We start from the raw sequence: 25,045 nt of genomic DNA, 5'->3' as shown, positions 1-25,045 counted from the left end.
TCACCCTTTCAAGCCTCCCGCTTCGAGGCCGCGGAAGAAGTAGCGCTGCAAGATGGCGAAGAACGTGACGATGGGAATCAAGGCGATGATCGTGCCGGCCGCGATGAGGCGCGGGTCGTCGTAGAAGGTGCCGTGCAGGCGGTTGAGCCCGATGGTGAGGGTGTAGTTGTCCTCGTCGGACAGCACGATGAGGGGCCACAGGAAGTCGTTCCACGAGCCGACGAACGCGAAGATCGCCACGACGGTGATGACGCCCTTGACCTGGGGGACGGAGACGCGGATGAACCGCTGCCAGGCGTTGGCGCCGTCGACGATGGCCGCCTCCTCGAACTCGGCGGGCAGGTTGCGGAACGCGTTGCGCATGAGCAGCACGTTCAGCGCGGCCACGATCGTCGGCAGGACGACGCCCAGCAGCGTGTTGGCCAGACCTGCCGCCCTGACCAGCAGGAACTGCGAGATCAGCACGGTCTCGGCCGGGACGAGCAGGGCCGCGACGCAGATCCCCGCCGCCACCCCGCGACCGCGGAAACGCAGCTTGCCCAGCGCGTAGCCGGCGCAGGTGGCGCCCACCACGTTGCCGGTGACGGCCATGGCGGCCACGATCAGGGAGTTGAGCAGGTAGTCGGGCACGGGAACGCGCTCGAGCACCGTGGCGAAGTTGCCCAGCGTGGGATGACCGGGGATCAGCTCGGGAGGGCGCGTGTACAACGGGTCGCCGGCGCCCTTGAGCGACAGCGAGACCTGCCACAGCAGGGGGCCCGCGAGCAGCACCGCCATCAGCAGCAGGACGAGGTAGCGCACGACGAGGCCGGACGAGAAGCCTCGGCGGCGGGTCCGTGCCCGGGACATCAGGACGTCCTCTGCTTGCGTTGCAGGACGAGCTGCGCGATCAGCAGCCCCCCGAGGATGACGAACATGACCAGGCTGATCGCGCCCGCGTATCCGGTACGCGCCTGCAGGCCGGTGCCCTCGCGCTGAATGAGCATGGTCATCGTGATATCGCCGCCGCCCACGCCTCCCGTGCCGTTCGTGAGCACGTAGATCTCACCGAACACCCGGAAGGCCGCCACCGAGGAAAGGACGCCGATGAGCCCCATCGTCGAGCGCACCCCGGGGACGGTGACGTTGAGGAAGGTCCGCACGGGGCCGGCGCCGTCCATCGCCGCCGCGTCGTACAGGCTCGGGTCGATGTTCGCCAGCGCGGCCAGGTAGATGACCATGTAGTAGCCCAGGCCCATCCACACGGTGACGAACATGGCGCTGAACAGCAGCAGCCAGCGGTCGGTGAGGAAGGGGACGGGCTCGGCGACCGCTTTCAGCGTGGCGAGCAGTTCGTTCACCAGGCCCCGCTTGTCGAGCATGTTCGTCCAGATCAGCCCGACGACGACCGGCGACATGATCACCGGCAGGTACATCGTGGTGCGGAAGAGCCCCATCAGCCGCCCCGTGCCGGCCAGCAGCGAGGCGAGCACGAGCGGCAGCGCCACCATGAGCGGCACCACGCACACGGTGTAGAGGGTGGAGTTGAGCAGCGCGGTGCCGAACCGCTCGTCGGCGAACATCCGCCGGAAGTTCTCCCACCCGGTGAACTCCCCGCTCCTCAGCAGGGTGGAGTCCGTGAAGGCCAGCCGCAGCGTGTTGAGGAACGGCAGGAGGACCAGGACCACGATGACGACCAGCGCCGGCAGCAGGAACAGCCACGGGGTCACGCGCCAGCGATGGGTGGCCGGCGCCGCTTCCTCCTCCCGGTGGAGCCGGCGCCGGCCCCACCGCAAGGAGATCTTGTGCTGGGCGGAGACCGTCATCCGTGCTGGGCCAGCCGCTCGTTGGAGTACTTGACCGACTCGTCCAGCGCCTGCTGCACCGTTTTCTTGCCCAGCAGCGCCTGGGCGATCTGCTCGCGCAGCGTCTCGGCGTCGGCCGAGCCGGAGAACGCCGGCGGCCACCACACGATCGCCTTCTTGACCTGGGCGGCGCTTTCCAGCCGCACCTTCGTGGCGGGGTCGCCGTCGTCCTTGGTGAAGTACTCGTCGTCCATCGACCCGGCCGACGAGGGGAACACGGAGGCCTTCTTGGCGAAGGCGAGCTGGTTGGCGGCGTTGGTCACGTACTTGGCGAAGGCCATGGCCAGCGGCTGGTTCTCGCTGGTGGCGTTCACGACGAGCGACTCGATGTACATGTTGGGAGCGGCCGTGCTGATGCGCGGCCCGATGCCCAGCGACTTGTAGATGTCGGGCGCGGTCTCCTTCAGGTCGTTCAGTGTGTAGGAGCTGCCCGACAGGTAGGCCAGCCGGCCGGCCTTGAACTCCTCCACCTCCTTGGTCTGGAGGTTGTTCAGCGCCTCTTCGGTCAGGCCCTTGCTGGCGTAGAGCTTCTTGAAGCGCTCGACGAACTCCACGCCCTTGGGGTCGTTGTAGGTGAACTTCTTGCCGGCGGCGTCCATGAGGGGCACGCCGTACTCACCGAAGTTCTCGATGGCGGGCATCCGGGCGATCATGTACGCGTCCGAGCAGTTCTTGGCCATGGTCTCGGCCTGGTCGAAGAGCTCGTCGTAGGTGGCGGGCAGCTTGTCCGGGTCCAGGCCGCACTTCTCGAACAGCGCCTTGTTGAAGAACGAGGGCCCGGTGTTCAGGTACCACGGGTAGCCGTACGTCCCGCCGCCGAGGCCGCTGAACGTCATCGCCTGCCACGCCTTGTCCAGGTAGAGGCCCTTGGCCTGGGGGTCGGCCTTGGCGACGTCGAGCAGGACCCCCGCCTGGGCCAGGGTGTAGGCGGCCTCGGGCCCCATGTCCACGACGTCGGGGAGCGCCCCGGCGGCGGCGTCGGCCGACAGCTTGTCCTGGTAGCCCTCGGCGGGCTGGTCCACCCAGGTGATCTTGGTGCCCGGGTTCTCCTTCTCGAAGGCCGCGATCAGCTCGTTGAAGTAGGGCGTGAACTTCTCGTTCTTCAGGTTCCACGTCTGGAACTTGATCGTTCCCGACAGCGATCCGCCCGCGGCCTGCGGCGTCGTGTCGCCACCGCACCCGGACAACAGCAGCGATCCCAGGGCCAGGCCCGCTATCAGGGCCCGGCCTCTCCTTCCGGCAGTGGTCATCGGATGTCCTCCTTGATGCGTTGGGCCTTGATGCGTTGGGCCTTGATGCGTTGGGCAGGGCAGGTCACGGGGCGATCCGCAGCGTCGCCACCTGGAAGGGGCCGAGCTCCAGACGGGCCTCGCCCACGGGCCGGCGCGCGCCCGCCGGCCGCACGGCCGCGGGCAGGTCGTCGTCGCCGCCGATCTCCAGTTCGAGCAGGTCGGTCTCCCACAGGACGGCTCCCGCGCCGAGTTCCCCGCGGCAGTGCAGCCGTGCGCTCGCCCGTCCGCCTTGCGTCTCGTACACCCGTACGACGAGGTCCCCGGAGCCGTCGTCGGCCAGCTTCACCCAGTCGACGAGCGCGTGCCCGGTCAGGACCTCCAGCCGCACCAGCGGCGCGACCCGCGGGAGGCCGGCGAGGCCGGGGGTGTTGAACGCGTAGGCCGCCTCGGCCGCGGCGGGCACGTCAGCGCCGGGCAGCACCGCCCAGCGGAAGACGTGCTCGCCCGCGTCGGCGCGGGGATCGGGGAAGCGCGCGCCGCGGAGCAGGGACAGCCGGACGACGGTGGAGTCGCCGTCGGCGCGGGCGTCGGCCCCGTACATCGTGTCGTTGACGATCGCGAGGCCGAAATCGCCGTCGGCCACCTGCACGTAGCGGTGCATCGCGGCTTCGAACATGGCCTCCTCGGCCGCGGTGTTCGCGAGCAGCGGCCGTTCGACGTAGCCGTACTGGGTCTCGAACCGCGCCGTGCGCGCCATGATCCGCACCGGGAGGGCGGCCTTCAGCAGGCGTTCGCGTTCCCGCCAGTCGACGGCGCACTCGGTCTCGAACCGGCCGGTGCCGGCTCGCAGCCACATCGTCAGCGTGATCGTGGACGCGCCGGCCCGCCGGACCACCTCGACGCCGGCGTCGGGGCCGTCGCGGACCGCCCTCCGGCTCGTGAGGTCGTCGATCGCCTGGGGGTGGCGGAGCACGTGCCGGTCCACGTCCCAGGCGTCCCAGCGCACGGGCTCGTCGCGGAAGAGCTGGAGCTCGTTGAGCCGCCTGCCGGGCGGGACGACCTCCCGGCCGCTTCGCAGGTCGAGGAGCGAGGTGACGTGGCCGTCGGCGCCGATCACGACGCGGAGCAGGCCGTCGTCCAGTACCGTGCCGCCGTCCTCGCCGTCGGCGGCCTCGACGACGGCCGCCGCGGCGGTCCGCCCGCTCGCGAACGGCGGCAGCAGGCCCGCGGGCTCGGCCGGCTCGGCGCCCAGCGCCGCGCCGGCCCTTTTGATCAGTTCGTGCAGCCTTTCCTCGACGGCCCGATAGGTGTCGCGGGCCTCGCGGTGCACCCAGGCGATCGAGGTTCCGGGAAGGATGTCGTGGAACTGGTGCAGCAGCACGGTGCGCCAGATCTCGTCGAGCTCGTCGTGCGGGTAGGGCGCGCCGTGCAACGTGCTCGCCGCCGCGCAGAGGTATTCCGCCGCCCGCAGCAGCGACTCGCAGCGCCGGTTGTGCCGCTTCATGGCCGCCTGTGAAGTCAGCGTGCCCCGGTGCAGCTCCAGGTAGAGCTCGCCGCGGTGGACCGGTTGCAGGGGTCCGGCCTCCCGCAGTTCGGCCTCGGCCTCGCGGAAGAACTCCGCCGGTGGCCTGGAGGTCACGCGGGGCGCGCCTTCCAGGTCGGCGAAGCGGCGCAGCCGCTCGGCCATCTCCCTGGTGGGCCCGCCGCCTCCGTCGCCGTACCCGTAGGGCAGCAGCGAATGGGACGCGATCGCCTTGTCCTTGAAGGTGACGACGGCATGACGGAGTTCGCGGGCGGTCACCTCGGCGGCGTACGTCTCCGCGGGCGGGAAGTGGGTGAAGATCCGCGTGCCGTCGATGCCCTCCCACCAGAAGGAGTGGTGCGGGAAGACCGTGGTGTCGTTCCAGGAGATCTTCTGCGTCAGGAACCAGCGGGACCCCGCCCGGCGGGCCAGCTGCGGCAGGGCGCCCGAGTAGCCGAAGGAGTCGGGCAGCCACATCTCGCGCGGTTCCCGGCCGAAGCGGCTGATGAAGTACCTCTTGCCGTAGGTCAGCTGGCGCACCATCGACTCGCCGGTGGGGATGACGCCGTCCGCCTCGACCCACATGCCGCCGACCGGTATGAACCGGCCCTGCTCGACGTGGCGCCGCACCCGGGCGAACAGCTCCGGATAGTGCTCTTCGAGCCAGCTGAAGTGCTGGGCCGACGACATCGTGTACACCAGTTCGGGGTCGGCGTCGAGCAGGACGAGCGCGTTGGAGACCGTGCGGGCGAGCTTGCGCACCGTCTCGCGCAGCGGCCACAGCCAGGCCGTGTCCATGTGCGCGTGCCCGACGGCGGTGATCCGGTGCGCGCTGGCGTGCGCGGGCGCGGCCAGGAGGGGGGCGAGGATCGCACGTGCCCGCCGGGCGGTGGCCTCGGCGTCCGCCTCGTCGTAGACGTCCAGCGCCTCCTCGATCGCGCGCAGCAGCCGCCAGTGACGCGGCTCGTCCGCGCTCAGCTCGGCGGCCAGCCCGCCGAGGACGTCAAGGTCGCAGCACAGGGCGTGGAGCTCCGGCGAGAACGCGGCGATCTCCGCGCGGCGCAGCCTGAACTGCTCGAACGGCTCCTCCGCCCCCTTCTCACCGTGCTCGGTGACGACGAACGGCGGCAACCCGAGCAGCAGCGGGTTCGCCGCGGCCTCGACGTGGAGCACGAAAGCGCCGTCGGCGTCGAGCAGGCCGGGGACGGCGCCGTCGCCCCGTAACCGGACGTCGGACTGGCGGGGATGCAGGCCCTTGACGATCGTGCCGTCCTGGGTGAAGACCAGGCCCTCGCAGTGACCGCCCACGGAGTGGTCGAACCAGCCCAGGTCGAGCACCAGGTCGACCGGGCCGGCCTGCTGTGGGGCGACCGTGCCGCGGATCCTGAACCAGGTCGTGGACCAGGCCTCCCCCCAGGTGGCGCCCAGGGGGAAGGGCCGGTAGGCGGGAGGCGTGCGGCCGGGGTCGCGGGCGAGCCCGAGGGCGTGGCGGGGGCTCACCGGCTCCCCGTCGTCCACGACCGTGCCGAATGTCGCCGAGTCCGCGACCGTGCCGAATGTCGCCGAGTCCGCGACCGTGCCGAATGTCGCCGAGTCCGCGACCGTCCAGGCCTCGACCTCGACGTCTCCCAGCCGGGTGTGAATCCGGGGCGCGATCCGTTCTCGTTTGACGCGGGCGAGCCGTTCGAGCGTCCGGCTGAGGTGGTTGTGCATCTCGTACCTCTCCGTGGCGGAGGTATGACAATATGCCTGATACGTTTTAGTTGCCCTACGGTGATCGCAGACTAATACGTTTGAGTTCTCAGGGTCACGCGGGAAGCTTGTCTCGTTTGCATAACGACGGCCGTCCGCGGGCCAGACGCCGATGGAGGAGCGATGCCGCCGAACGATGAGGTTCCGCCCCAGGACTCCGCCGCTTCACCCGACTCCCCCGAGCGCCCCGAGCCCCCCGAGCCCACGCCGGGCCGGCTGAGGAGCACCGACATCGCGCGGCTGGCGGGCGTCTCCGTCTCGGCGGTGTCGCTCGCCTTCAACGCCCGCCCCGGCATCAGCGACTCGACGCGCAAGCGCATCCTCGACATCGCCGAGGAGCTCAACTGGCGCCCGCACCGGGCCGCACGCGCACTCAAAGGGGCCGGCAACGACGTGGTCGGCATCGTCATCGCCCGTCCGGCCCGCACGCTGGGCGTCGAGCCGTTCTTCGCCCATGTCCTGTCCGGCCTGCAGTCCCGCATGTCCATCGAGGGCATCGCCACCCAGCTCCTCATCGTCGAGGACACCGAGGCGGAGGTGGCGGTCTACCGCCGCTGGGCCGCCGAGAACCGGGTCGACGGGCTCGTGCTGTTCGACCTCGCGGTCGACGACGTCCGCCCGCAACTCGTCGCCGACCTCCGCATCCCCGCCGTCATCCTGGGAGGCCACGGGGCGCCCTCCCCGCTGACCAGCGTCTGGGCCGACGACCACGCGGCGATGACCCGCATCCTGGACTACCTCTCTTCGCTCGGCCACCGGTTCATCGGCCACGTCAGCGGCGTCCCCTCCTACCAGCACACCCGGCGCCGGCTGCGGGCCGTGGCCGACGCGAGGGAAACGCTCGGCGTCGACATCGTGACCGTGGAGACCGACTACTCCGACACTCAAGGCGCATCGGCCACACGCCGGCTGCTGGAGGCGAGCCCCCGGTGCACGGCGATCATCTACGACAGCGACGTCATGGCGGTGGCGGGGCTGGGCGTGGCCACCGAGATGGGCGTGCGGGTGCCTGATGACGTCTCCATCGTGTCCTTCGACGACTCCGTCCTCACCCGTCTGCCGCATCCCCCGATCACCGCGCTGACCCGCGACACGTACGCGCTCGGCACGCTCACCGCGACCGAGCTCCTCCACGTGATGGCCGAGCGTCCGGAGCCCCGCGCGGTGCAGGCCCCCACCCCCGAGCTCGTGCCCCGTGGCAGCACCGCCCCTCCACCCGAACGGAGAGTTCCGTGAGAAGACCCGCGATCACCCCCACGGCCTGCCTCGCGCTGGCCGCCGCCCTCGGTCTCGGCGCACTCCTGCCCATTCCCGCGGCCCATGCCGCTCCCGCCCCGGACTTACCGTCGGTGTCACCCACTCCGCAGTCGCTGAGCGGCGTCGGCGCCGCCGCCGTCGTCACCGGCCGGGTGCTCGTGGTGGCCGACGCCGGGACCGACCGCGCCGCCCGGGACCGCCTCGTACGGGAGCTCAAGGCGCACGGCGCCGACCGGGTGGACGTCGTCGCCCCCGACCGGATCCCCGCGGCCGCGTCCCGCCTGCTCACGGTGCGCCTCGGCCCCGCGGCACGGCCGGACGTCGCCGAGGCGCTCGGCGACACGGTCGTGCCCGACAAGGCCGAGGGGTACGCGGTGCGGGTCTCGGGCGGCGACCGGCGTCAGATCGCCCTGGGCGGCAGGGACGCCGCGGGCCAGTTCTACGCCGTGCAGACGTTGCGCCAGTTGTTCGTCCGGTCCAGCGCCGGCTGGAGGGTGGCGGGGGTCCAGGTGAGCGACTTCCCGTCCATGCCGCTGCGCGGCACCATCGAGGGCTTCTACGGCGCGCCGTGGACGCACGCCGAGCGCCTCGACCAGATGGACTTCTACGGCGACGTCAAGGCCAACACCTACATCTACGCCCCCAAGGACGACCCCTACCACCGCGACAAGTGGCGCGACCCCTACCCGGCGGACAAGCTCGCCGAGCTGGGCGAGCTGGTGGCACGGGCCGACGCCAACCACGTCCGCTTCACCTTCGCCCTCTCCCCCGGCGTGTCGATCTGCTATTCCGACCAGACGGACCGCGCCGTGCTGAAGCAGAAGCTGCAGGCGCTCTACGACCTGGGCGCCAGGGCCTTCTCCATCCCGCTGGACGACATCAGCTACACCCGCTGGAACTGCGCGGCGGACGAGGCCGCCTACGGCCCCGCCGGACGCACCGCCGCGGCGAAGGCCCAGGTCGATCTGCTCAACGACGTGCAGCGGACCTTCATCGCCACGCACGAGGGCGCCCGGCCGCTGCAGATGGTGCCCACCGAGTACGGCGACCTGACCGACACCGCGTACAAGCAGACCATGCGGCAATCCCTCGACGGCGCGATCGAGGTGATGTGGACCGGCACCGACACCGTGCCGCCGGAGATCACGAACGCGCAGGCCCGGAAGGCGGCGGAGCTGTTCGGCCGCAAGGTCTTCGTCTGGGACAACTACCCGGTCAACGACTACGGCGAGACCAGCGGCCGGCTGCTGCTGGCGCCGTACGACAAGCGTGAGGGCGGCCTGTCGGCGCACCTGTCCGGCATCGTGGCCAACCCGATGAACCAGCCGTACGCGAGCAAGGTCGCGGTCTTCGGGGCCGCGGACTTCACCTGGAACGACCGTGCGTACGACGCGAAGAGGAGCTGGCCGCGCGCGATGGCCTACCTCGCAGGCGGCGACCGGGCGGCCACCGAGGCCCTGCTGGTCTTCGGCGACCTGGAGCACCTGGCGCCGACCTTCGGCGGCACCGCCTGGCAGCCCCAGGCGCCCGTGCTCGCCGCACGCACGGCCGCGTTCTGGCGGGCGTGGGACGCCGGGCGCCGCGCCGAGGCGATCACCGCGCTGCGCCCGTACGCGCAGGCCATCGCCGCCGCGCCGGCCACCATCCGCGGCGGATCGGTGCAGAAGGGCTTCACCGTCGACGCCGCGTCCTGGCTGGACGCCACCGAGCTGTGGGGCAGGGCGATGGTGGCCATGCTCGGCGCGCTGCATGCCCGGGAGGCTGGGGACGAGGCCACGGCAGGCGCCCTGCTCGCCGAGTCGCGGGAGCTGCAGCGGCAGGCCCGCGCCATCCGGGTCAGCCCGCCGCGCAACCGCTGGGGCTCGGCCGAGCCCCGGATAGGCGACGGGGTGCTCGACGTCTTCCTGACCGAGGCCGAAGCCAGGCTCCAACGGTGGGAGGCGGCTCGGGTCAGCTGAACTCCTCGACGTACTCCTCAGGAGGTCCCAGCTCGGGGCGGTCGCGCAGCTCCAGGATCCCGCCGAGGCGTTCCAGCTCGAGGACTGACACGACGTTCTCCCCCGCGTGGAGCAGCGGGGCCGGGCAGTACAGCGTGACCTGCGGCCCGATCTCCCAGTAGCGGCCGAGCAGGAACCCGTTGACCCAGACCAGGCCCCGGCTCGATCCCGGCAGGGCGAGGAAGGTGTCGGCGGGCGTCTCGACGTGCACCGTCGCCACGGCGAAGCCGGCGTGCGCGGTGGCGGGGCCGGCCGCGACCGCGCGGGCCAGCTCGGCGGCGGACCACTCCTGCAGCGCGACCGGCGTGCTGTCCCAGCCCTGCACGGTGCGCCGGTCGACGAGCACGGGGCCGAGCAGGCCCTTGTGCCCGCCGATGCCGGGCCCGTAGTTGACCCGGCCGAGGTTCTCGACCAGGACCTCCAGGCGGACGACGGCGCCGGTTCCGCGTACCGGGAGCTCCGGGTGGTCGGGATCGGCGACGCCGAGGACGGCGCCGTCGCAGAAGACCAGGGCCCGGTCGCGCACGTCGGTGAGGACGAGCCGGTGCTCGCCCGCCGGGATGCGCGGGCGCGCGGTGTGCAGGACCATTCCGGCGTCGAGCCCGAGCCGCTCGAACGAGGCCGGGCGCGGCCCCGTCGAGGTGGGCGCCGGCCCGGTACTGAGACCCGCGCGAAGGCCGGCGAGCAGGTCGGCGCGGTGGGCGAGCGGGAGGCGCGCCGGCGGGAGCGTCGGCATCCGCACGGGCATCCGCACGGGTGCGCGGGCGCCGAGCGCCTCCCGCACGGCGAAGAACTTGGCGGTGAGCGTGCCGTCCTCGGCGACCGGCGCGTCGGAGTCGTAGCTGGTCACGGTGGGCTGCAGCCGGCCCTCGTGCTCGTTGGCGCCCGCCCAGAGCCCGAAGTTGGTCCCGCCGTGCGCCATGTAGATGCTCACGCTGCCGCCGTCGGCGACGATCCTCCCGAGTGCGCGCACGACGCTGTCCGGCGCGCGGACGTGGTGCCGCTCGCCCCAGTGGTCGAACCAGCCGTTCCAGAACTCGGCGACGACGAACGGCTCGTCCGGCCGCCGCGCCGCGAGGAGCCGCCGGGCGGCGTCGGGGTCGGAGCCCAGCGTGACGGCGGTCAGGGTTCCCGGCAGGGTGCCGCCGTCCAGCATCAGCTCGGTGGGGCCGTCGGCGGTGAACAGCAGCTCGCGGACGCCGCGCGCGATCAGGGCCTCGCGGTTCCAGCGCAGGTAGGCCTGGTCGTCGCCGAAGCTGCCGAACTCGTTCTCCACCTGCACCGCCACGATCGGCCCGCCCTCGGCGGCCTGGAGCGCGGCCAGGCGCGGGATCAACTCGTCGAACCAGCGGCCGACCGCGGAGGTGAACGCCGGGTCGGAGCTGCGGACGGCGACGTCGCGGCCGGTGAGCCAGCTCGGCAGGCCGCCGTTCGACCACTCCGCGCAGATGTACGGGCCGGGCCGGACGACGACGTCGAGGCCCTCCTCCCCCACCGTGCGGATGAACCGCTCGACGTCGCGCCAGCCGTCGAAGCGCGGCGGCTCGTCCTCGCGGGGCTGGTGGAAGTTCCAGGCCACGTAGGTGTCGACCGTGTTGAGCCCGAGGTCGGCGAGCCGGCGGATCCGGTCCCGCCAGAGCTCGGGGTGGACGCGGAAGTAGTGGAGTCCCCCGGACAGGATGCGATGGGGGACGCCGTGCCGGTAGAGGCGGCGCCCGCGCCAGGTCAGCGCGCTCGTGGCGTCGGTCGTGGTCGTCGTCGGGGCCGGAGAGGTGTCCGGCGCAGGCAGCTCGATCACCACGCGAGACTATGTTATCGATGCCATACGTAACAAGGACGCAATGATTCAGATCACGGCAGGGTGAGAGGAGCGCCATGACCAAGGCCACCGCGCGGCCCAGGAGGCAGCCGAGCATGGCTGACGTGGCCAGGACCGCCGGGGTTTCGGCACAGACGGTCTCACGCGCGCTCCGCGACTCGCCGAACGTCAACCCGGAGACCAGGAAGCGCGTGCTGGCCGCGGTGGAGCAGCTCGGCTACCGCTTCAACAACGCCGCCCGGGTGCTCTCCTCCGGGCAGAGCCACACCATCGGGCTGGTGCTGCTGCAGTCCGGCGGCTACTACTCGCGCTCGGCGGTGACCGCCGGCGTCGAGGCGGCCGCCGGCGAGGCCGGCTACGCGGTGAGCATCGCGACCATCGCCAGGCTCGACACCGGCCTGATGGAGCGTTCCCTGTCCAAGCTCGCCGACCAGGGGGTCGACGGCATCGTCATCGCCGTGCCGCTCATCTCCGTCACCCAGAAGATGGAGGACATCACCCGCGACATCCCCACTGTCACGCTCGACGGCTCCCGCACCGCGAGCGCCCGGGTGCTCGGGATCGACCAGAAGGAGGCGGGCCGCATCGCCACCCAGCACCTGCTCGACCTCGGGCACCGCCAGGTGTGGCACGTGTCGGGCCCGGACGAGTGGATCGAGGCGCGTCAGCGGCGGGAGGGCTGGCAGGAGTGCCTGGCCGCGGCCGGGATCGAGGCGCCTCCCCCGCTGGAGGGCGACTGGTCGCCCGGCTCGGGATACCGGCAGGGGCAGGTCCTCGCGATGATCCCGGACGTGACCGCCGTCTTCGCCGCCAGCGACGAGATGGCCTTCGGGGTGATCCGCGCGCTGCGCGAGCGCGGCCGGTCGGTGCCCGGGGACGTGTCCATCGTGGGCGTCGACGACATCGCCCTGGCGGCCTACTGCCACCCGCCGCTCACCACCGTGCGGCAGGACTTCTACCGCTCCGGCGCGGCCGCCGTCGCCCTGCTGCTGCGCGGTGCCGGCGCCGGCGACTCCCTCGTGACGGCGTCGCTGTCGATCCGCGAGTCCACGGCGCCGCCGCGTCGTTCCTGAGCCGCGCGCCGGCCGTTTCTGAAGTGCCTCTTGCGCCGTCCATGTTATCGATGCCACTGTAACAACGTCCGGACCCGGACTCCGTTCCTCCACCCCCCAGGTGGGCAGCTGTCCACGGGAAGGATCCCAGAACCATGAGGAGATCACTCGTCCTGGCGGGCGCCGCCGTAACGGCGCTCGGACTGCTCACCGGCTGCTCGGCCGCCGACGGGGACGGCTCGGCCTCCGGCGGCAAGACCACCCTGAGCGTCGCCGCCCTCGAAGGCGGCTACGGCCGGGACATGTACGCCGAGGTCATCCAGGCGTACGAGGCCGCGAACCCCGACGTCGACGTGCAGTTGCAGATCTCGAAGAGCATCGAGGACGAGATCACCCCGAACATGAAGGCCGGGCGCTTCCCCGACGTCGTGGTGCTCGGTCAGGGCCGCAAGGCCGCGCTCACCGAGACCCTCGTGAAGGACAAGGCCCTCGAGGACCTCACGCCCGTGCTGAAGGCGAAGGTCCCCGGCGAGGACAAGACCGTCGGGGACAAGCTCATCAACGGCATCGTCGGAAACCTCAACACCAACCCCTACGGCACGGACCAGACGTACCTGATGCCGATGTACTACGCGCCGACCGGGCTCGTCTACAACAAGGGCCTGTTCGCCCAGAAGGGGTGGAAGGTCCCGGCCACCTGGGACGAGATGTTCGCGCTCGGGGAGACGGCCAAGAAGGAGAAGATCGCGCTGTTCACGTACCCGACCGCCGGGTACCTCGACTCGTTCTTCTTCGCGCTGCTCGCCGACGTCGGCGGGGAGCAGTTCTACACCGACGTCATGACGTACAAGCAGGGCGTCTGGCAGACCCCGCAGGCCCGGCAGGTCCTCGACCTCACCACCCGGCTGCTGAAGTACGCCGCGCCGACCACGGTCGGGTACGCCAACGAGCAGGACTTCACCAAGAACCAGCAGGCGGTCCTCGACAACAAGGCGCTGTTCATGCCGAACGGCACCTGGGTCGTCGGCGAGATGGCCGACGCCCCGCGCGCCGACGGCTTCCAGTGGGGCCTGACGCCGCTGCCGGCCGTCACCCCGGGCGGCAAGCGCTACATCACCACGTCGGTCGAGTCGGTCTGGATCCCCGCCGCGGCCAAGAACAAGGACGCGGCGAAGGAGTTCATCGCCTACCTGTACTCCGACGCGGCGGCGAAGATCTTCGCCAAGTCGGACGCGATCCAGCCGATCCAGGGCATCACGAGCAGCCTGTCCGGGGAGAACGCCGAGTTCTACAAGGTCTACGAGGACCCGTCGGTCGCCGCGCTCGTCGGCGGGTTCGCGGGCACCGCGCCCGTCGCGGGCGTCGACATCAAGGCCACGCTCTTCGACACCGCCAACAGCATCATCAGCGGCGACAAGACCGAGGACCAGTGGCAGGCCGCGCTCAACGACGCCAGCGAGAAGCTGCGTCAGGCGGGTGGCTGACGTGCCCGTCGGCGGGACGGCCGTCTCCACCCCCTCGGGCTCGGCGGGCCGCGCGCCCGTCGCGGCGCCCTCCGGCGGGCGTCCCCGGGCCGGTGGCGGCCGCCGGCGCGGCGACGGCGTCTTCGTGCTCGCCTGCCTCCTGCCCGCGCTCGTCCTGTTCGCGGTCTTCATGGTCGTGCCGACCGTGAACGTGTTCCGGATGTCGTTCTACACCTGGAGCGGCTTCTCCCCGGACATGCGCTTCACGGGGCTGGACAACTTCGCCCGGCTCCTCGACGACGAGCAGTTCGTCCGGGCGTTCCAGAACACCGTCGCGCTCCTGGTCGTCGTGACCGTCGTGACGATGGGCCTGGGCCTGTTCCTCGCCGCGATCATGACCCGGCAACGCCTGCGGGGGCGTACCCTCTACCGGTTCATCCTCTACGTCCCGAGCGTGTTGTCCGTGGTCGTGATCGCGGCGATCTTCTCCGCCGTCCTGGACCAGGAGAACGGCCTGCTCAACGGCGCCCTGCGGCTGCTCTCGCTCGACGCGCTGCGGCAGGTCTGGCTCGGCGACCAGCAGCTCGTGCTCTGGTCCGTCGCGATCGCGATGGTGTGGCAGTCGCTCGGCTACTACATGGTCCTCTACATGTCCGGCATGGCGAGCATCCCGGAGGAGCTCTACGAGGCCTCCGCGCTCGACGGCGCCTCCGCCGGCCGGCAGTTCTTCGCCATCACGCTGCCGCTCATCTGGCAGAACCTCCGCACGACGCTGACGTTCTTCGTCATGAGCGCGGTCAACCTCAGCTTCGTCCTGGTCCGCGCGCTCACCGGCGGCGGGCCCGACGGCTCCTCCGAGGTCCTGCTGAGTTACATGTACAAGCAGGCCTACACGAACTCCTCCTACGGCTACGGCATGGCCATAGGCGTCGTCATCTTCGCGTTCTCGTTCCTGGTCACGCTCCTGGTGAGCCGCGCGACGCGGCGCGAGCCCCTCCAGTTCTGAGGACGGCCACCATGACCACGATCAACTGGCGCCGGACGCTGACCTACGTCCTCGTCACCGCGATCGCGCTGGCCATCGCGGTGCCGCTCGCCTGGGTGCTGTTCGCCTCACTCAAGCGCAAGAGCGAGTTCTTCGGCACGCCCTGGGCGCTGCCGGAGGGCCCGCACCTGCAGAACTACGCCGACGCGTTCGTCACCGCCCGCATGGGACAGTACTTCCTCACCTCGGTGCTCGTCACGCTGCTCGGGCTGGTGTTCGTCCTGGCGGTCTCCGTGCCGGCGGCCTATGTCGTCGCCCGGTACGAGTTCCGCGGCCGCGGCCTCGTGGAGGTCGCGCTCCTGGCCGGGTTGTTCGTCAACGTCAACTACATCGTCGTGCCGATCTTCCTCATGCTCGTCGGCTGGGACCGCGCCCTCGCCGACGTGCTGCCCGGCGGCTTCTTCATCGACAACCCCGGGATCCTGTCGCTCGTCTACGCGGCCACGTCGATCCCGTTCACCATCTATCTGCTCACCGCGTATTTCCGGTCGATACCGGCCGAGTACGAGGAGGCGGCCGCCCTGGACGGCGCGTCCCGCGTCCGGATCATGACCAGGGTCATGCTGCCGATGGCGCGCCCGGCGCTCACCACCGTGATCCTGTTCAACTTCCTGGCCTACTGGAACGACTTCATCATCGCGCTCACCCTGCTCCCCGGCGAGGGCAAGACGCTGCAGGTGGGCCTGCTCAACCTGATGACCGCCCAGAAGGCTGCGGCCGACTACGGGCGTCTCTACGCCGGCATGGTCATCGTCATCGTCCCCGTCCTCATCTTCTACGCGCTCATCCAACGCCGGCTCATCGAAGGCATGGCCTCCGGCGGTGTGAAGGGCTGAAGGAGCCTGATCATGAAGGAATCGACGCGCAGCGTGCTGCTCGTCACCGCCAGGACGCTCGCCGTGGCCGGCTGCGTCGCCGTCGTCGTCGCCGCGCGGACGACGACCGGGTGGGGCAGCCTGGCGATCATGCTGGCCGCGCTGGGCGGGCTGCTGGCCGTGCTCGCCTCGTACAACCGGCGGTTCCGGTGATCGCGGGGGCGTCGGCCGGACGCGCGCTGGCCGCGGTCCGGCCGAGCAAGCGCCAGCTCGCGTGGCAGGCGATGGAGTTCTACGGGTTCATCCACTTCGGCATGAACACGATGACGGACCGGGAGTGGGGCGACGGGCGCGACGACCCGGCCGTCTTCGACCCGGCCGGGCTCGACGCCGACCAGTGGATCACGGCGCTCAAGGCCGCCGGGATGACCGGCGTGATCCTCACCTGCAAGCACCACGACGGCTTCTGCCTGTGGCCCAGCGACGTCACGACGTACACGGTGGCCTCGTCGCCCTGGCGCGGCGGGAAGGGCGACGTGGTCGCGGAGGTCGCCGGCGCGGCCCGGCGGCACGGTCTGCGGTTCGGGATCTACCTGTCGCCCTGGGACCGCGCCGAGGCGTCCTACGGCAGCGGCACGGCGTACGACGACTTCTACGTGGCCCAGCTCACCGAGCTGCTCACCCGGTACGGGCCGGTGTTCTCGGTGTGGCTGGACGGCGCGAACGGCGAGGGCCCGGACGGAAAGCGCCAGGTGTACGACTGGGAGCGGTACTACGCGGTGGTGCGCGAGCTGCAGCCGGACGCGGTCATCAGCGTGTGCGGACCCGACGTCCGCTGGTGCGGCAACGAGGCCGGGGACACCCGCCCCGACGAGTGGAGCGTGGTCCCGCGGGCCCTGCGGGACGCCGAGCGGATCGCGGAGCGCTCGCAGCAGGCGGACGACGGCGCCTTCGCCCGGCTCGTCCGCAGCGACGACCGCGACCTCGGCAGCCGCGCCGCCCTGGCAGGGCACTTCGAAGGGAGCGGGGCTCCCGAGCCGATAAGAGCAGACGACCTCATCTGGTACCCGGCCGAGGTGAACACCTCGATCCGGCCCGGATGGTTCCACCACCCGGGCGAGGACGCCTCGGTCCGCTCCGCGGACGAGCTGTTCGCCATCTATCTGCGTGCCGTCGGCGGCAACTCCTGCTTCCTGCTCAACGTCCCGCCGGCCCGTGACGGGCGGCTGCGGGACGCCGACGTGGCGGTGCTGGAGCGGCTCGGGCGGCGCATCGAGGACTTCCGCGCGCGGCGCGTCGAGGCCACCGCGACGGTGTCGTCCGGGGCCCCGGGCGACGTCGCGACCGCGTGGCCCGGCACGGGCCGCACGCCGTGGCGGCCGGACGACGCCGACCCCCTGCCCGCCGTGACCCTCGCGTTCGCCCGGCCGCGCCGGGTCGAGGCGGTCGCCGTGGGTGAGGACATCACGCAGGGGCAGCGCATCGAGCACGTGGTCGTCCGGGGCCGCAGGGACGGCCGGTGGACGACCCTCGCCGAGGCGAACGCGGTGGGATACCAGCGCATCCTGACGTTCCCGCCGGCCGAGGTGGACGCCGTGCTGGTCGAGGTGCCCGAGGCCAGGGACACGCCCGTCGTCGCCCGCGTGGCCGCGATCGGGGCGGCCTCATGAAGATCCTGTTCGCCGGCGTGCTGACCGCCTTGGCCGCTCTGGTGGTCACCGGCGTGGCGCTCACCCACCGCACCGACGCTGTCGCCTCCATCGACGGGCACGCCGTGACCCGCGACGAGCTTCTCTTCCACATGCGGCGGCTCGAGCCCCGCATCCAGAACGAGTTACGCAACCAGCAGGGCCCCGTCGCCCGGACCGGTCGAACCGCGCTCCAGCGGCTCGCGGGACGCGCGCTCGACGAGATCCGGCGGGACAAGACCACGCTCGTCCTCGCCGAGGAGGAGGGCCTGATCGACTCCGCCGACCACGCGGACTTCCTCGCCGACCTGGCCGGCGAGAACGAGCGGCGCGCCGCCGCCATCGCCAGGGGCGAGGTCGTCTACGGCCTGAAGGAGTTCTCCCCCGAGGAGTACTACTCGCACCGGCTCACCGCGCTCACCACGGCGCTGAAGCAGCGGCTCAGCCAGGACGGCAGGCTCCGGGTCACCGACGCCGACGTCCGGCGGGCGTTCGACGCCGACCGCGACGCCTGGAGCGCCAACGCGACCACATACACGTACTCCAAGCTCGTGGTGCCGGTGCCCGACGGCGCCTCCGCGGACTACGCGGCCGGGCTCCAGCGGCGGGTGGCCGCGGCTGACCGGCTGGCGGAGGTCGCGGACCGGGAACCGGGCGCCAAGCTGACGACTGCCACGCACCACGGCGGCGGCGCGGCCGCCCACGACCAGGACCTCATGGCGGTGCTCGGCACGCTCTCGCCGGGCCGGATCTCCGCCCCGGTGCCGGGCACCGGCCAGATCACCTTCTACGAGCTCAACGGCAAGACCGTCGACGAGGACGCGGCGTTCGCCGAGTACTCCCGACGCATCCGGCAGTCGCTCATCGAGGAGAAGTTCAACCAGTTCCTCCAGCGCCGAGTGGCCGGCAGCGACATCGAGGTCGACACGGCGGCGGTGGACGCCATCAACGCAGAGGATGTGCACCAGTGAAACCTGTCGGTACCGCACCCCCCATAGCACCGGCCCGCCGACGACCTTCGGTGCGGGCGCTGCGCACGGGCCTGACCGCCCTGCTCGCGGCCCTGCTCACCGCGCTGCTCACCGCGCTGCTCGCACCGGCCGCACCCGCCGTCGCGGCCACGGAGCGCGCCTCCGCCGCCGCCAAGCCGGACCTGCCCGGCAACACGCCGAACCCGACGGGCGGCAGGGACTACTTCATCGACGCCACGAACGGCCGCGACAACGCGCCCGGCACCTCGCCGAGGAACGCCTGGCGCAGCCTGGCCAAGGCGAACGCGACGACGTTCAGGCCCGGCGACCGCATCCTGCTCAAGACCGGCGAGCAGTGGCACGACCAGCAGCTGTGGCCGAAGGGCTCGGGCAGCGCGGGCAAGCCGATCACCATCTCGGCGTACGGCGACCCGCGCGCCCGCAAGCCCTACATCGCGACGAACGGCAAGGTGCCGAGCCCGTTCCGGGCGGACGGCACGAAGAACCCCGACACGGTCGGCCTGACCGGGGCCATCGTGCTGCGCAACCAGCAGCACTTCGAGATCAACAACGTCGAGCTGTCGAACGACGACGACTTCGCGACCGACATCACCACCGGGCGCTACGTTCGCGACGGCATCATGGTCTCGATCAACGCCGACCTGCTGCCGGCGGGCGCGGACAGCATCATGGACCACTTCCGCATCTCCGACGTGTACGTCCACGACCTCGACGGCCCGAGCAACTGGCAGCGGATCCACTACGGCGGCGTCAACTTCCAGGTCTTCGGCAGCCGCAACTACAAGGAGTACGGCACCGGCGGCTACTACTTCAAGGACGTCCGGATCGAGGACAACACCTTCATGAAGGTCGAGCTGCACGCCGTGCAGTTCGCCTTCAACTGGTTCGGCGCCGACGGAGCGTCCTCCGGCCAGTACGACGAGAGCGGGAAGTTCCACGAGGGCTGGGAACAGCTCTGGGTGCGCACCCGCGACCTGTACAGCCGTGACGTCTACATCGGCCACAACTACGCGGAAAGCGTCGGCCAGGGCGCGATCCAGCTGGCCAACACCAAGAACATGACGGTCGAGTACAACGAGGTCAACGGATTCCTCGAGCGCTATGGCTCGGTGTCGGTCGCGCTCTATCTGTGGGCGGGCGCCGACTCGGTGATGCAGTACAACGAGGTTTACGGCGGCCCGTACAACGAGTTCGACGGCACTCCATGGGACCTGGAGTACACGAACTTCAACGTCACCTACCAGTTCAACTACTCGCACGACAATCCGGCCGGCTGGATGTCGTACATGGGCAACAGCTCCAACTCGGTCGCCCGCTACAACCTGAGCGTCAACGACAACGGCGTGCTCGTGAAGAACATGCTGTCGACGAACTACTCGCCGACCTACTTCGTGAACAACACCTTCGTCTACGACGGCGCGGAGCTCGACTACTTCCACGACGAGACGTTCCTGAGCACCGTCTACTTCCTGAACAACATCTTCTACAACACCTCCACCGCGAAATCGACGCCGTGGTATCGCCGCACCGGAGCCCTGCGCAACGCGGTGTTCTCCAACAACGACTTCTACGAGGCGAGCGGCACCCCCTCCAGCCAGGAACCGGCCGACCGGCGCAAGCTGCGGGCCGATCCCAAGTTCGTCGGCGACCCCGCGAAGTACCCCACCGGGCTGGGCGTGAAGCAGGTCCGGACGGCCGCGGCGCACTTCAAGCTGCGCGACGACTCGCCGCTCATCGACGCCGGCCGGTACAACCCCCGCCTGGGCACCGAGGACTTCCTCGGCACGCACATCTACTACGGCGCCGCGCCGGACCTCGGCATCGCGGAGAGCCCGATCGGTGAGAAGGTCGACAACCCGGTCGATGACGACCCCATCGAGGAGGAGGGCGACGACCGGGTCAACCTGGCCCTCGGCAAACCGGTCACCGCGAGCTCGACCCACCCGGGCGCGGGCGGCACGCTCACCGCGGACAAGCTGACCGACGGCGACCGGGCGACCCGCTGGGCGGCGGCCGACGACGCGAGCTATCCGATCACGCTCGACGTCGGCTTCGGCGCGGACACGACCTTCGACGAGGTGTACCTCGACGAGTACACCGACTCGGGCACCAACCCGCGGGTCCGCTCGTTCGAGCTGCAGCGATGGGATGCGGGGACCGGCGCCTGGGTGACGTTCGCGAGCCGCTCCGACGGCATCGGCCACGACCTGTCCGTGACCGGCTTCGGCAGCGTCACGACGTCACGGCTCCGGGTGGCGCTCACCGGGCAGCTGCCGACCGAGGTGTACACCCCGACCATGACCGAGATCGCCGTTTACCGCACGGCCTAGCCTGGTCTTCCACACGTCGCCACGGCTCACCCGTTCTTTTCCGCCGCGCCCGGTCCCTTCCGGAGATGACGCCGAAGGGCACCGGGCGCGCTGAGCGCGACGAAATGGCGCCTGCGGAAAACGGGCCTGGCAGGCCGGGCCGGATGCAGGCGACGGCCACCGGCGGGGGCGGGCGCCACGGCGTCCACCCGCGCCGTCAGCGGTGCAGCACGTCCGGGGCGTCGTCGACGGTGTCGTCGTCGACCAGGAAGCCGCCGGACTGGTGGCGCCAGAGCCGGGCGTAGGGGCCTTCGGCCCGGAGCAGCTCGCCGTGGGTGCCCTGCTCCACGATGCGCCCCCGGTTGAGCACGACGAGGCGGTCCATGCGGACGACGGTGCTCAGGCGGTGGGCGACCACGAGGGCGGTGCGGTCCTGCATCAGCCGCCACAACGCTTCCTGGACGAGGATCTCGCTTTCGGAGTCGAGGGCGCTGGTCGCCTCATCCAGCAGCAGGATCGGGGCGTCGCGCAGGATGGCGCGGGCGAGGGCGATGCGTTGCCGCTGTCCGCCGGAGAGCTTGACGCCGCGTTCGCCCACCAAGGTGTCGAATCCGTCCGGCAGGGACTCGGCGAACTCCGTGACGTGCGCCGCCCGCGCCGCCTGGAGGATCTCGGCGTCCGTGGCGCCCGGCCGGGCGAAGGCGATGTTGTCGCGTACGGACCGGTGGAACATGGCGGGTTCCTGCGGGACGTAGGCGATGAGGCTGCGCAGGTCGGCCTGGCACAGCCGGCTGATGTCCTGGCCGCCGATCAGGATCCGGCCCCCGTCGATGTCCATGAGGCGCAGCAGCAGCCGGGTGAGGGTGCTCTTGCCGCCGCCGGACTGGCCGACCAGGCCGATCTTGGTGCCGCTGGGGATGTCGAGGTCGAGGCCCTCGAACAGGGGCGGGCCGTCGGCGTAGGCGAACCTCACCCGCTCGAAGCGCACGCCGGCGTCGGCCGGGCGCAGCGGCTGAGGGTCGGGAGGATCGACCACGGTCGGCGGCACGAGGAGCAACTCGGTGAACTGGGCGGCCTCGGTGAGCACGCTCTCCATGCGCCGGTATATCTGGTTGAACTCGAACATGATGCTGATCGTGTTCGAGTAGTAGGTGAAGGTGACCACGATGGCCTCCACGCCCAGACCGCCTCGCAGCGCCACGGCGAGGAGCAGGCCCACGGCACTGGTCAGGACCGACATCGGGGCGACGACGGTGTCCACCCGGAGGTTGCCGTAGTCCCACGACCGCAGGGACAGCCTGCTCTGCTCGGCGACCCTCGCCCGGTGCTCGGCGGCTTCGCGGTCCTCGGCGGCGAAGGCGCGGACCGTGTCCATGTTGGACAGCACGTCGGCGACGTGGCCCGACACCAGCACCTTCGCGGCCTCGCGTTCGTCGACCAGCGCCTGGCGACGGCGGATGAGCGGGGCGACGAGCACGCCGGTGACCACGATGAGGCCCAGGAGGACGAGGACCAGCAACGGGTCGTAGCGCCACAGCACCACCGAGGCGAAGGCCAGCGGCACCAGCTTGGCCATGATCGAGAAGGTGAGGGTGTCGAAGAACTCCTCGAACCTGCCGGAGAATCCCAGCACCCGTTTGGTCAGCGAACCGGCGAAGTTGTCATGGAAGAACGCGGCGTCCTTGGTCAGCAGCTCGTCCATGCCCACCACGCCGAGCCGCTCGATGCCCCGGGCGTCCGTGCGGTTGAGGAAGTGGAGCCCGATCCGCCACAGCGCCTCGCCCGCCAGCAGCAACGCCCCGAAGCCGAGCACGTAGGGCAGGAGCGCGGTGAGGGAGCCGTCACCGCCGCCGGCCAGATGTCCCACGAGCCCGGCCACCGCCAGCGGCGCCAGGTAGAACAGGCAGATGTTGCCCAGCGCCGGCATCGTCAGCGCCGGCACCGCGACCCGCCATTGGCGCCTCACCTCGCCGCAGTAGTAGCGCAGTGCGAGCAGAACCGCCGATTTTCGTACAGATGAACCGTCTCCGGAGTTTTCCCGTGACAGAAGCACGACCACCCGCCTTCCCGGATGCCGACACCCACCGTGACCATGCTGCCGCAAGGGGTACGGACGAGCGAGCGATTTTCCGGCCCCGGCGATCTTGGCCGTCCTTGCCACTTGCAAAACATGAGCCGGGCTCTATTCTCCGGTTATGCGAGCAGTGTCGTCCCGTGCGGCGCGCCTGGCCGCCCCCGCTCTGGCAACCGTCCTGGCGCTCTGCCTGGTCTCCGGCAACGCCCATGACGCCGCGGCCGCGCCCACGGCCCCGACCCCGCTGACCGTCACGGCCAAGCAGCGGAGCTGGGTCTTCCGCGACGGCCACGGCAGGGAGGTGACGCTGCGCGGGTTCAACGTCTCCGGAAGCACCAAGCTGTACGAGAACTCCCTGCTGCCGTTCCGCAGCAGCACCGACGCCGCGCGCTCGGCCCAGGCCATGCGCGACCTCACCGGCGCGAACGTGATCCGGTTCCTCATCAGCTGGGAGGGCGTCCAGCCGTCCCCGTCGACCGTCGACCACGCCTACCTCGACAGGGCGGTCGAGCAGATCCGCGCGTTCACCAGCCGGGGCATCCGCGTCCTGGTGGACTATCACCAGGACCTGTACTCCTCGTACCTGTTCCACCAGGACAGCTGGTACACCGGGGACGGCGCCCCGGAATGGGTGGTCAAAGCCGGGAACTACCCCAGGGAGTCGTGCGGCATCTGCTTCCTGTGGGGGCAGAACATGCAGACCAACGAGGCGGTCCGCCGGGCCGCCTACGACTTCTGGCGCAACCGGCGCATCAGCACGGCCGCGGGCGAGGTCGGCGTCCAGGACGCGTTCCTGCAGCAGGCGACGGCCGCCATGAGGCATATCAAGCAGCGGCTGTCGGCGGAGGAGTTCGCCTCCGTCATCGGCTTCGACCCCTTCAACGAACCTTTCGACGGCGGCCTTTCCGGACAGAGCGGCCTGGAGTGGGAGAAGACCTACCTGATGCCCTTCTACCAGCGCTTCCGTGCGGCCATGGACGCCGCCGGGTGGGCGTCCAAGCCGGCCTTCGTGGAGCCTTTGGTTTTCTGGAACACCGGCTTCTTCGAGGAGGGCGGCCTCGCCACGGTCGGCGCCCTCGGCACCCGGTACGTCTTCAACAGCCACTTCTACGACGGCGCCCGCATGACCATCGACCCGTCACCGGCCTCGGACGGCGTGTACGACGCGGCGATGAACGAGATCCGCGACCGGGCCCGCGCCCTGGCCACCGCGCCCTTCGTCTCGGAGTTCGGCCACAAGCTGTCGGGGAACGGCAGCGACCGCACGCCGTGGATGGTGCGCGCCATGTACCAGGCCATGGACTCCGGGGTGCCCGGGAAGAACTGGTGGCAGGACGCCGCCGCCGGCGGAGACGTGCTGTCCTCCACCCAGTGGCACTGGGACGTCTACAGCGGCCGGCACCACGAGCTGATGAACCGCAACCCCGCCAAGGTGCGCACCGAGGGTGACGCCTGGAACGACGAGGACTTCTCCGTGGTCGCCGCCGACGCGTCGGGCGTCGTGAGCACCCGCCTGGACCGGTCGGTGCTGGACCGCCTCTACCCGTCCGCGGTCGCCGGCGACCTGCTGGCCTTCGCCTACGAGGACCTCGCCCGGTCCGGCTACGGCGGCGTCGGGCAGCAGCAGGCCTGGCTGACCGTCCCGTCCTCCATGCCGAACCTCGCCTCCCTCGTCAAGGACCGGCGCTTCGGCGTCGTGGTCTGGCGTGAACCCGCCACGGCCCCGAGCGCCCCGACCGAGCTGCACCTGCCGGCGTCCTTCACCGCCGCCGGCACCGTCGTGGCCGGCGACGTGGCCACGCGCGTGGGCCTGCCCTCCTCCGGACCCGCGGCGATCGCGACGGAGACCGGCTCGACCTCGGCCCGCCGCCTGCTGCTGAACCCCTCCGGCGCCGCGCCGGGCACCGTCCACGTCACCCTGGTGGTCGACGCGGCCACCGGCCCCGCCGTCACCCCCGCCCAGCTGACGGCGGCCGCCGGCGAACTCGCCGCCTGGAAGAGCCGGCTCTTCCCCGCCTGATCGCCGGTGGTCAGCGGGGCAGGAAGCCGCGGTAGACGACGCGGCGGCGCCGGAGCACCGGCCACTGCCGGTCCCTGATGCCGCTCAGCACGAGGAAGGCCGTCGCACCGGTGAGGATGCTGCCGACGAGGAGGCTCATGACGAGCATGAAGGCGATTTCCATG

18 protein-coding genes are annotated in these 25,045 nt (G+C 70.9%); 11 read left to right on the top strand and 7 right to left on the bottom strand.

What is annotated here, in order from left to right:
• From ID574_RS52250 to ID574_RS52235, 4 genes are all read right to left on the bottom strand, one after another.
• Nucleotides 1-849 carry a carbohydrate ABC transporter permease gene (locus tag ID574_RS52250; RefSeq protein WP_188196560.1) on the bottom strand — a complete coding sequence of 283 codons (849 nt, stop codon included), beginning with the start codon at nt 847-849 and terminating at the stop codon, nt 1-3.
• Nucleotides 849-1,805 carry a carbohydrate ABC transporter permease gene (locus ID574_RS52245; protein ID WP_188196559.1) on the bottom strand — a complete coding sequence of 319 codons (957 nt, stop codon included), beginning with the start codon at nt 1,803-1,805 and terminating at the stop codon, nt 849-851. Before ID574_RS52245 ends, ID574_RS52250 begins: the two co-directional genes overlap by 1 nt.
• Nucleotides 1,802-3,094, bottom strand: coding sequence for an ABC transporter substrate-binding protein (locus ID574_RS52240; protein WP_188196558.1), 1,293 nt, complete (start codon nt 3,092-3,094; stop codon nt 1,802-1,804). The genes ID574_RS52245 and ID574_RS52240 overlap by 4 nt, the downstream gene beginning before the upstream one ends.
• Nucleotides 3,095-3,158: 64 nt before the next feature.
• Entirely contained in the window at nt 3,159-6,311 is a 3,153-nt protein-coding gene (locus ID574_RS52235; protein ID WP_188196557.1) for an alpha-mannosidase, read from the bottom strand.
• Between the two features lie 162 nt (nt 6,312-6,473).
• Between ID574_RS52235 and ID574_RS52230 the strand changes: the two genes are divergently transcribed.
• On the top strand, nt 6,474-7,586 hold the full coding sequence (locus tag ID574_RS52230; protein WP_188196556.1) for a LacI family DNA-binding transcriptional regulator: 1,113 nt from the start codon (nt 6,474-6,476) through the stop codon (nt 7,584-7,586).
• Complete coding sequence (locus tag ID574_RS52225) at nt 7,583-9,565, top strand: glycoside hydrolase family 84 protein (RefSeq protein ID WP_188196555.1); 1,983 nt, start codon at nt 7,583-7,585, stop codon at nt 9,563-9,565. The genes ID574_RS52230 and ID574_RS52225 overlap by 4 nt, the downstream gene beginning before the upstream one ends.
• Here ID574_RS52225 and ID574_RS52220 read toward each other — a convergent pair.
• Nucleotides 9,558-11,402 (bottom strand): glycoside hydrolase family 35 protein, encoded by a 1,845-nt coding sequence (locus ID574_RS52220; RefSeq protein WP_223167986.1) that lies wholly within the window; start codon nt 11,400-11,402, stop codon nt 9,558-9,560. The two genes, ID574_RS52225 and ID574_RS52220, sit on opposite strands and share 8 nt — an antisense overlap.
• Nucleotides 11,403-11,479: 77 nt before the next feature.
• Here ID574_RS52220 and ID574_RS52215 point away from each other — a divergent pair, with 77 nt between their 5' ends.
• The 8 genes from ID574_RS52215 to ID574_RS52180 all read left to right on the top strand — a co-directional run bounded on the left by ID574_RS52215 (nt 11,480) and on the right by ID574_RS52180 (nt 20,808).
• The gene (locus ID574_RS52215; protein WP_188196554.1) at nt 11,480-12,496 is read left to right on the top strand and encodes a LacI family DNA-binding transcriptional regulator; all 1,017 of its coding nucleotides are present in this window, start codon (nt 11,480-11,482) and stop codon (nt 12,494-12,496) included.
• Nucleotides 12,497-12,630: 134 nt separating this feature from the next.
• Nucleotides 12,631-13,959 (top strand): carbohydrate ABC transporter substrate-binding protein, encoded by a 1,329-nt coding sequence (locus ID574_RS52210; RefSeq protein WP_188196553.1) that lies wholly within the window; start codon nt 12,631-12,633, stop codon nt 13,957-13,959.
• Nucleotides 13,952-14,944 (top strand): carbohydrate ABC transporter permease, encoded by a 993-nt coding sequence (locus ID574_RS52205; protein ID WP_223167985.1) that lies wholly within the window; start codon nt 13,952-13,954, stop codon nt 14,942-14,944. The genes ID574_RS52210 and ID574_RS52205 overlap by 8 nt, the downstream gene beginning before the upstream one ends.
• A gap of 11 nt (nt 14,945-14,955) precedes the next feature.
• Nucleotides 14,956-15,819 (top strand): carbohydrate ABC transporter permease, encoded by an 864-nt coding sequence (locus ID574_RS52200; RefSeq protein ID WP_188196552.1) that lies wholly within the window; start codon nt 14,956-14,958, stop codon nt 15,817-15,819.
• 12 nt (nt 15,820-15,831) lie between these two features.
• Nucleotides 15,832-16,011 carry a DUF6903 family protein gene (locus ID574_RS52195; protein ID WP_188196551.1) on the top strand — a complete coding sequence of 60 codons (180 nt, stop codon included), beginning with the start codon at nt 15,832-15,834 and terminating at the stop codon, nt 16,009-16,011.
• On the top strand, nt 16,008-17,468 hold the full coding sequence (locus ID574_RS52190; protein WP_223167984.1) for an alpha-L-fucosidase: 1,461 nt from the start codon (nt 16,008-16,010) through the stop codon (nt 17,466-17,468). The genes ID574_RS52195 and ID574_RS52190 overlap by 4 nt, the downstream gene beginning before the upstream one ends.
• Nucleotides 17,465-18,457: a peptidylprolyl isomerase gene (locus ID574_RS52185; RefSeq protein ID WP_188196550.1), complete on the top strand. Its 993-nt coding sequence runs from the start codon at nt 17,465-17,467 to the stop codon at nt 18,455-18,457. The genes ID574_RS52190 and ID574_RS52185 overlap by 4 nt, the downstream gene beginning before the upstream one ends.
• Entirely contained in the window at nt 18,454-20,808 is a 2,355-nt protein-coding gene (locus ID574_RS52180) for a discoidin domain-containing protein (RefSeq protein WP_188196549.1), read from the top strand. The genes ID574_RS52185 and ID574_RS52180 overlap by 4 nt, the downstream gene beginning before the upstream one ends.
• A 196-nt stretch (nt 20,809-21,004) precedes the next feature.
• Here the strand turns inward: ID574_RS52180 and ID574_RS52175 are convergent, their stop codons facing one another.
• A complete protein-coding gene (locus ID574_RS52175; protein WP_223167983.1) occupies nt 21,005-22,753 on the bottom strand; it encodes an ABC transporter ATP-binding protein in 1,749 nt (582 codons plus the stop codon).
• Nucleotides 22,754-22,982: 229 nt separating this feature from the next.
• On the opposite strand from ID574_RS52175, the gene ID574_RS52170 reads away from it, so the two are divergent.
• Nucleotides 22,983-24,881 carry a cellulase family glycosylhydrolase gene (locus ID574_RS52170; RefSeq protein ID WP_188196547.1) on the top strand — a complete coding sequence of 633 codons (1,899 nt, stop codon included), beginning with the start codon at nt 22,983-22,985 and terminating at the stop codon, nt 24,879-24,881.
• A gap of 10 nt (nt 24,882-24,891) precedes the next feature.
• Here the strand turns inward: ID574_RS52170 and ID574_RS52165 are convergent, their stop codons facing one another.
• The gene (locus ID574_RS52165) at nt 24,892-25,044 is read right to left on the bottom strand and encodes a hypothetical protein (RefSeq protein ID WP_188196546.1); all 153 of its coding nucleotides are present in this window, start codon (nt 25,042-25,044) and stop codon (nt 24,892-24,894) included.
• Nucleotide 25,045 lies beyond the last annotated feature (1 nt).

Source organism: Nonomuraea sp. SYSU D8015, assembly GCF_008065375.1.
Classification (GTDB): Bacteria; Actinomycetota; Actinomycetes; order Streptosporangiales; family Streptosporangiaceae; genus Nonomuraea.
Note: the sequence above shows the minus strand (reverse complement) of the source record. Positions and strands in the feature narration are given on the sequence as shown.

What these genes read in the sequence shown, in the direction of transcription:
- ID574_RS52215 (WP_188196554.1), top strand. Translation starts at nt 11,480, where the DNA reads ATGACCAAGGCCACCGCGCGGCCCAGGAGGCAGCCGAGCATGGCTGAC.
- ID574_RS52210 (WP_188196553.1), top strand. Translation starts at nt 12,631, where the DNA reads ATGAGGAGATCACTCGTCCTGGCGGGCGCCGCCGTAACGGCGCTCGGA.
- ID574_RS52195 (WP_188196551.1), top strand. Translation starts at nt 15,832, where the DNA reads ATGAAGGAATCGACGCGCAGCGTGCTGCTCGTCACCGCCAGGACGCTC.
- ID574_RS52245 (WP_188196559.1), bottom strand. Translation starts at nt 1,805, where the DNA reads ATGACGGTCTCCGCCCAGCACAAGATCTCCTTGCGGTGGGGCCGGCGC.
- ID574_RS52200 (WP_188196552.1), top strand. Translation starts at nt 14,956, where the DNA reads ATGACCACGATCAACTGGCGCCGGACGCTGACCTACGTCCTCGTCACC.
- ID574_RS52170 (WP_188196547.1), top strand. Translation starts at nt 22,983, where the DNA reads ATGCGAGCAGTGTCGTCCCGTGCGGCGCGCCTGGCCGCCCCCGCTCTG.
- ID574_RS52250 (WP_188196560.1), bottom strand. Translation starts at nt 849, where the DNA reads ATGTCCCGGGCACGGACCCGCCGCCGAGGCTTCTCGTCCGGCCTCGTC.
- ID574_RS52185 (WP_188196550.1), top strand. Translation starts at nt 17,465, where the DNA reads ATGAAGATCCTGTTCGCCGGCGTGCTGACCGCCTTGGCCGCTCTGGTG.
- ID574_RS52230 (WP_188196556.1), top strand. Translation starts at nt 6,474, where the DNA reads ATGCCGCCGAACGATGAGGTTCCGCCCCAGGACTCCGCCGCTTCACCC.
- ID574_RS52235 (WP_188196557.1), bottom strand. Translation starts at nt 6,311, where the DNA reads ATGCACAACCACCTCAGCCGGACGCTCGAACGGCTCGCCCGCGTCAAA.
- ID574_RS52240 (WP_188196558.1), bottom strand. Translation starts at nt 3,094, where the DNA reads ATGACCACTGCCGGAAGGAGAGGCCGGGCCCTGATAGCGGGCCTGGCC.
- ID574_RS52165 (WP_188196546.1), bottom strand. Translation starts at nt 25,044, where the DNA reads ATGGAAATCGCCTTCATGCTCGTCATGAGCCTCCTCGTCGGCAGCATC.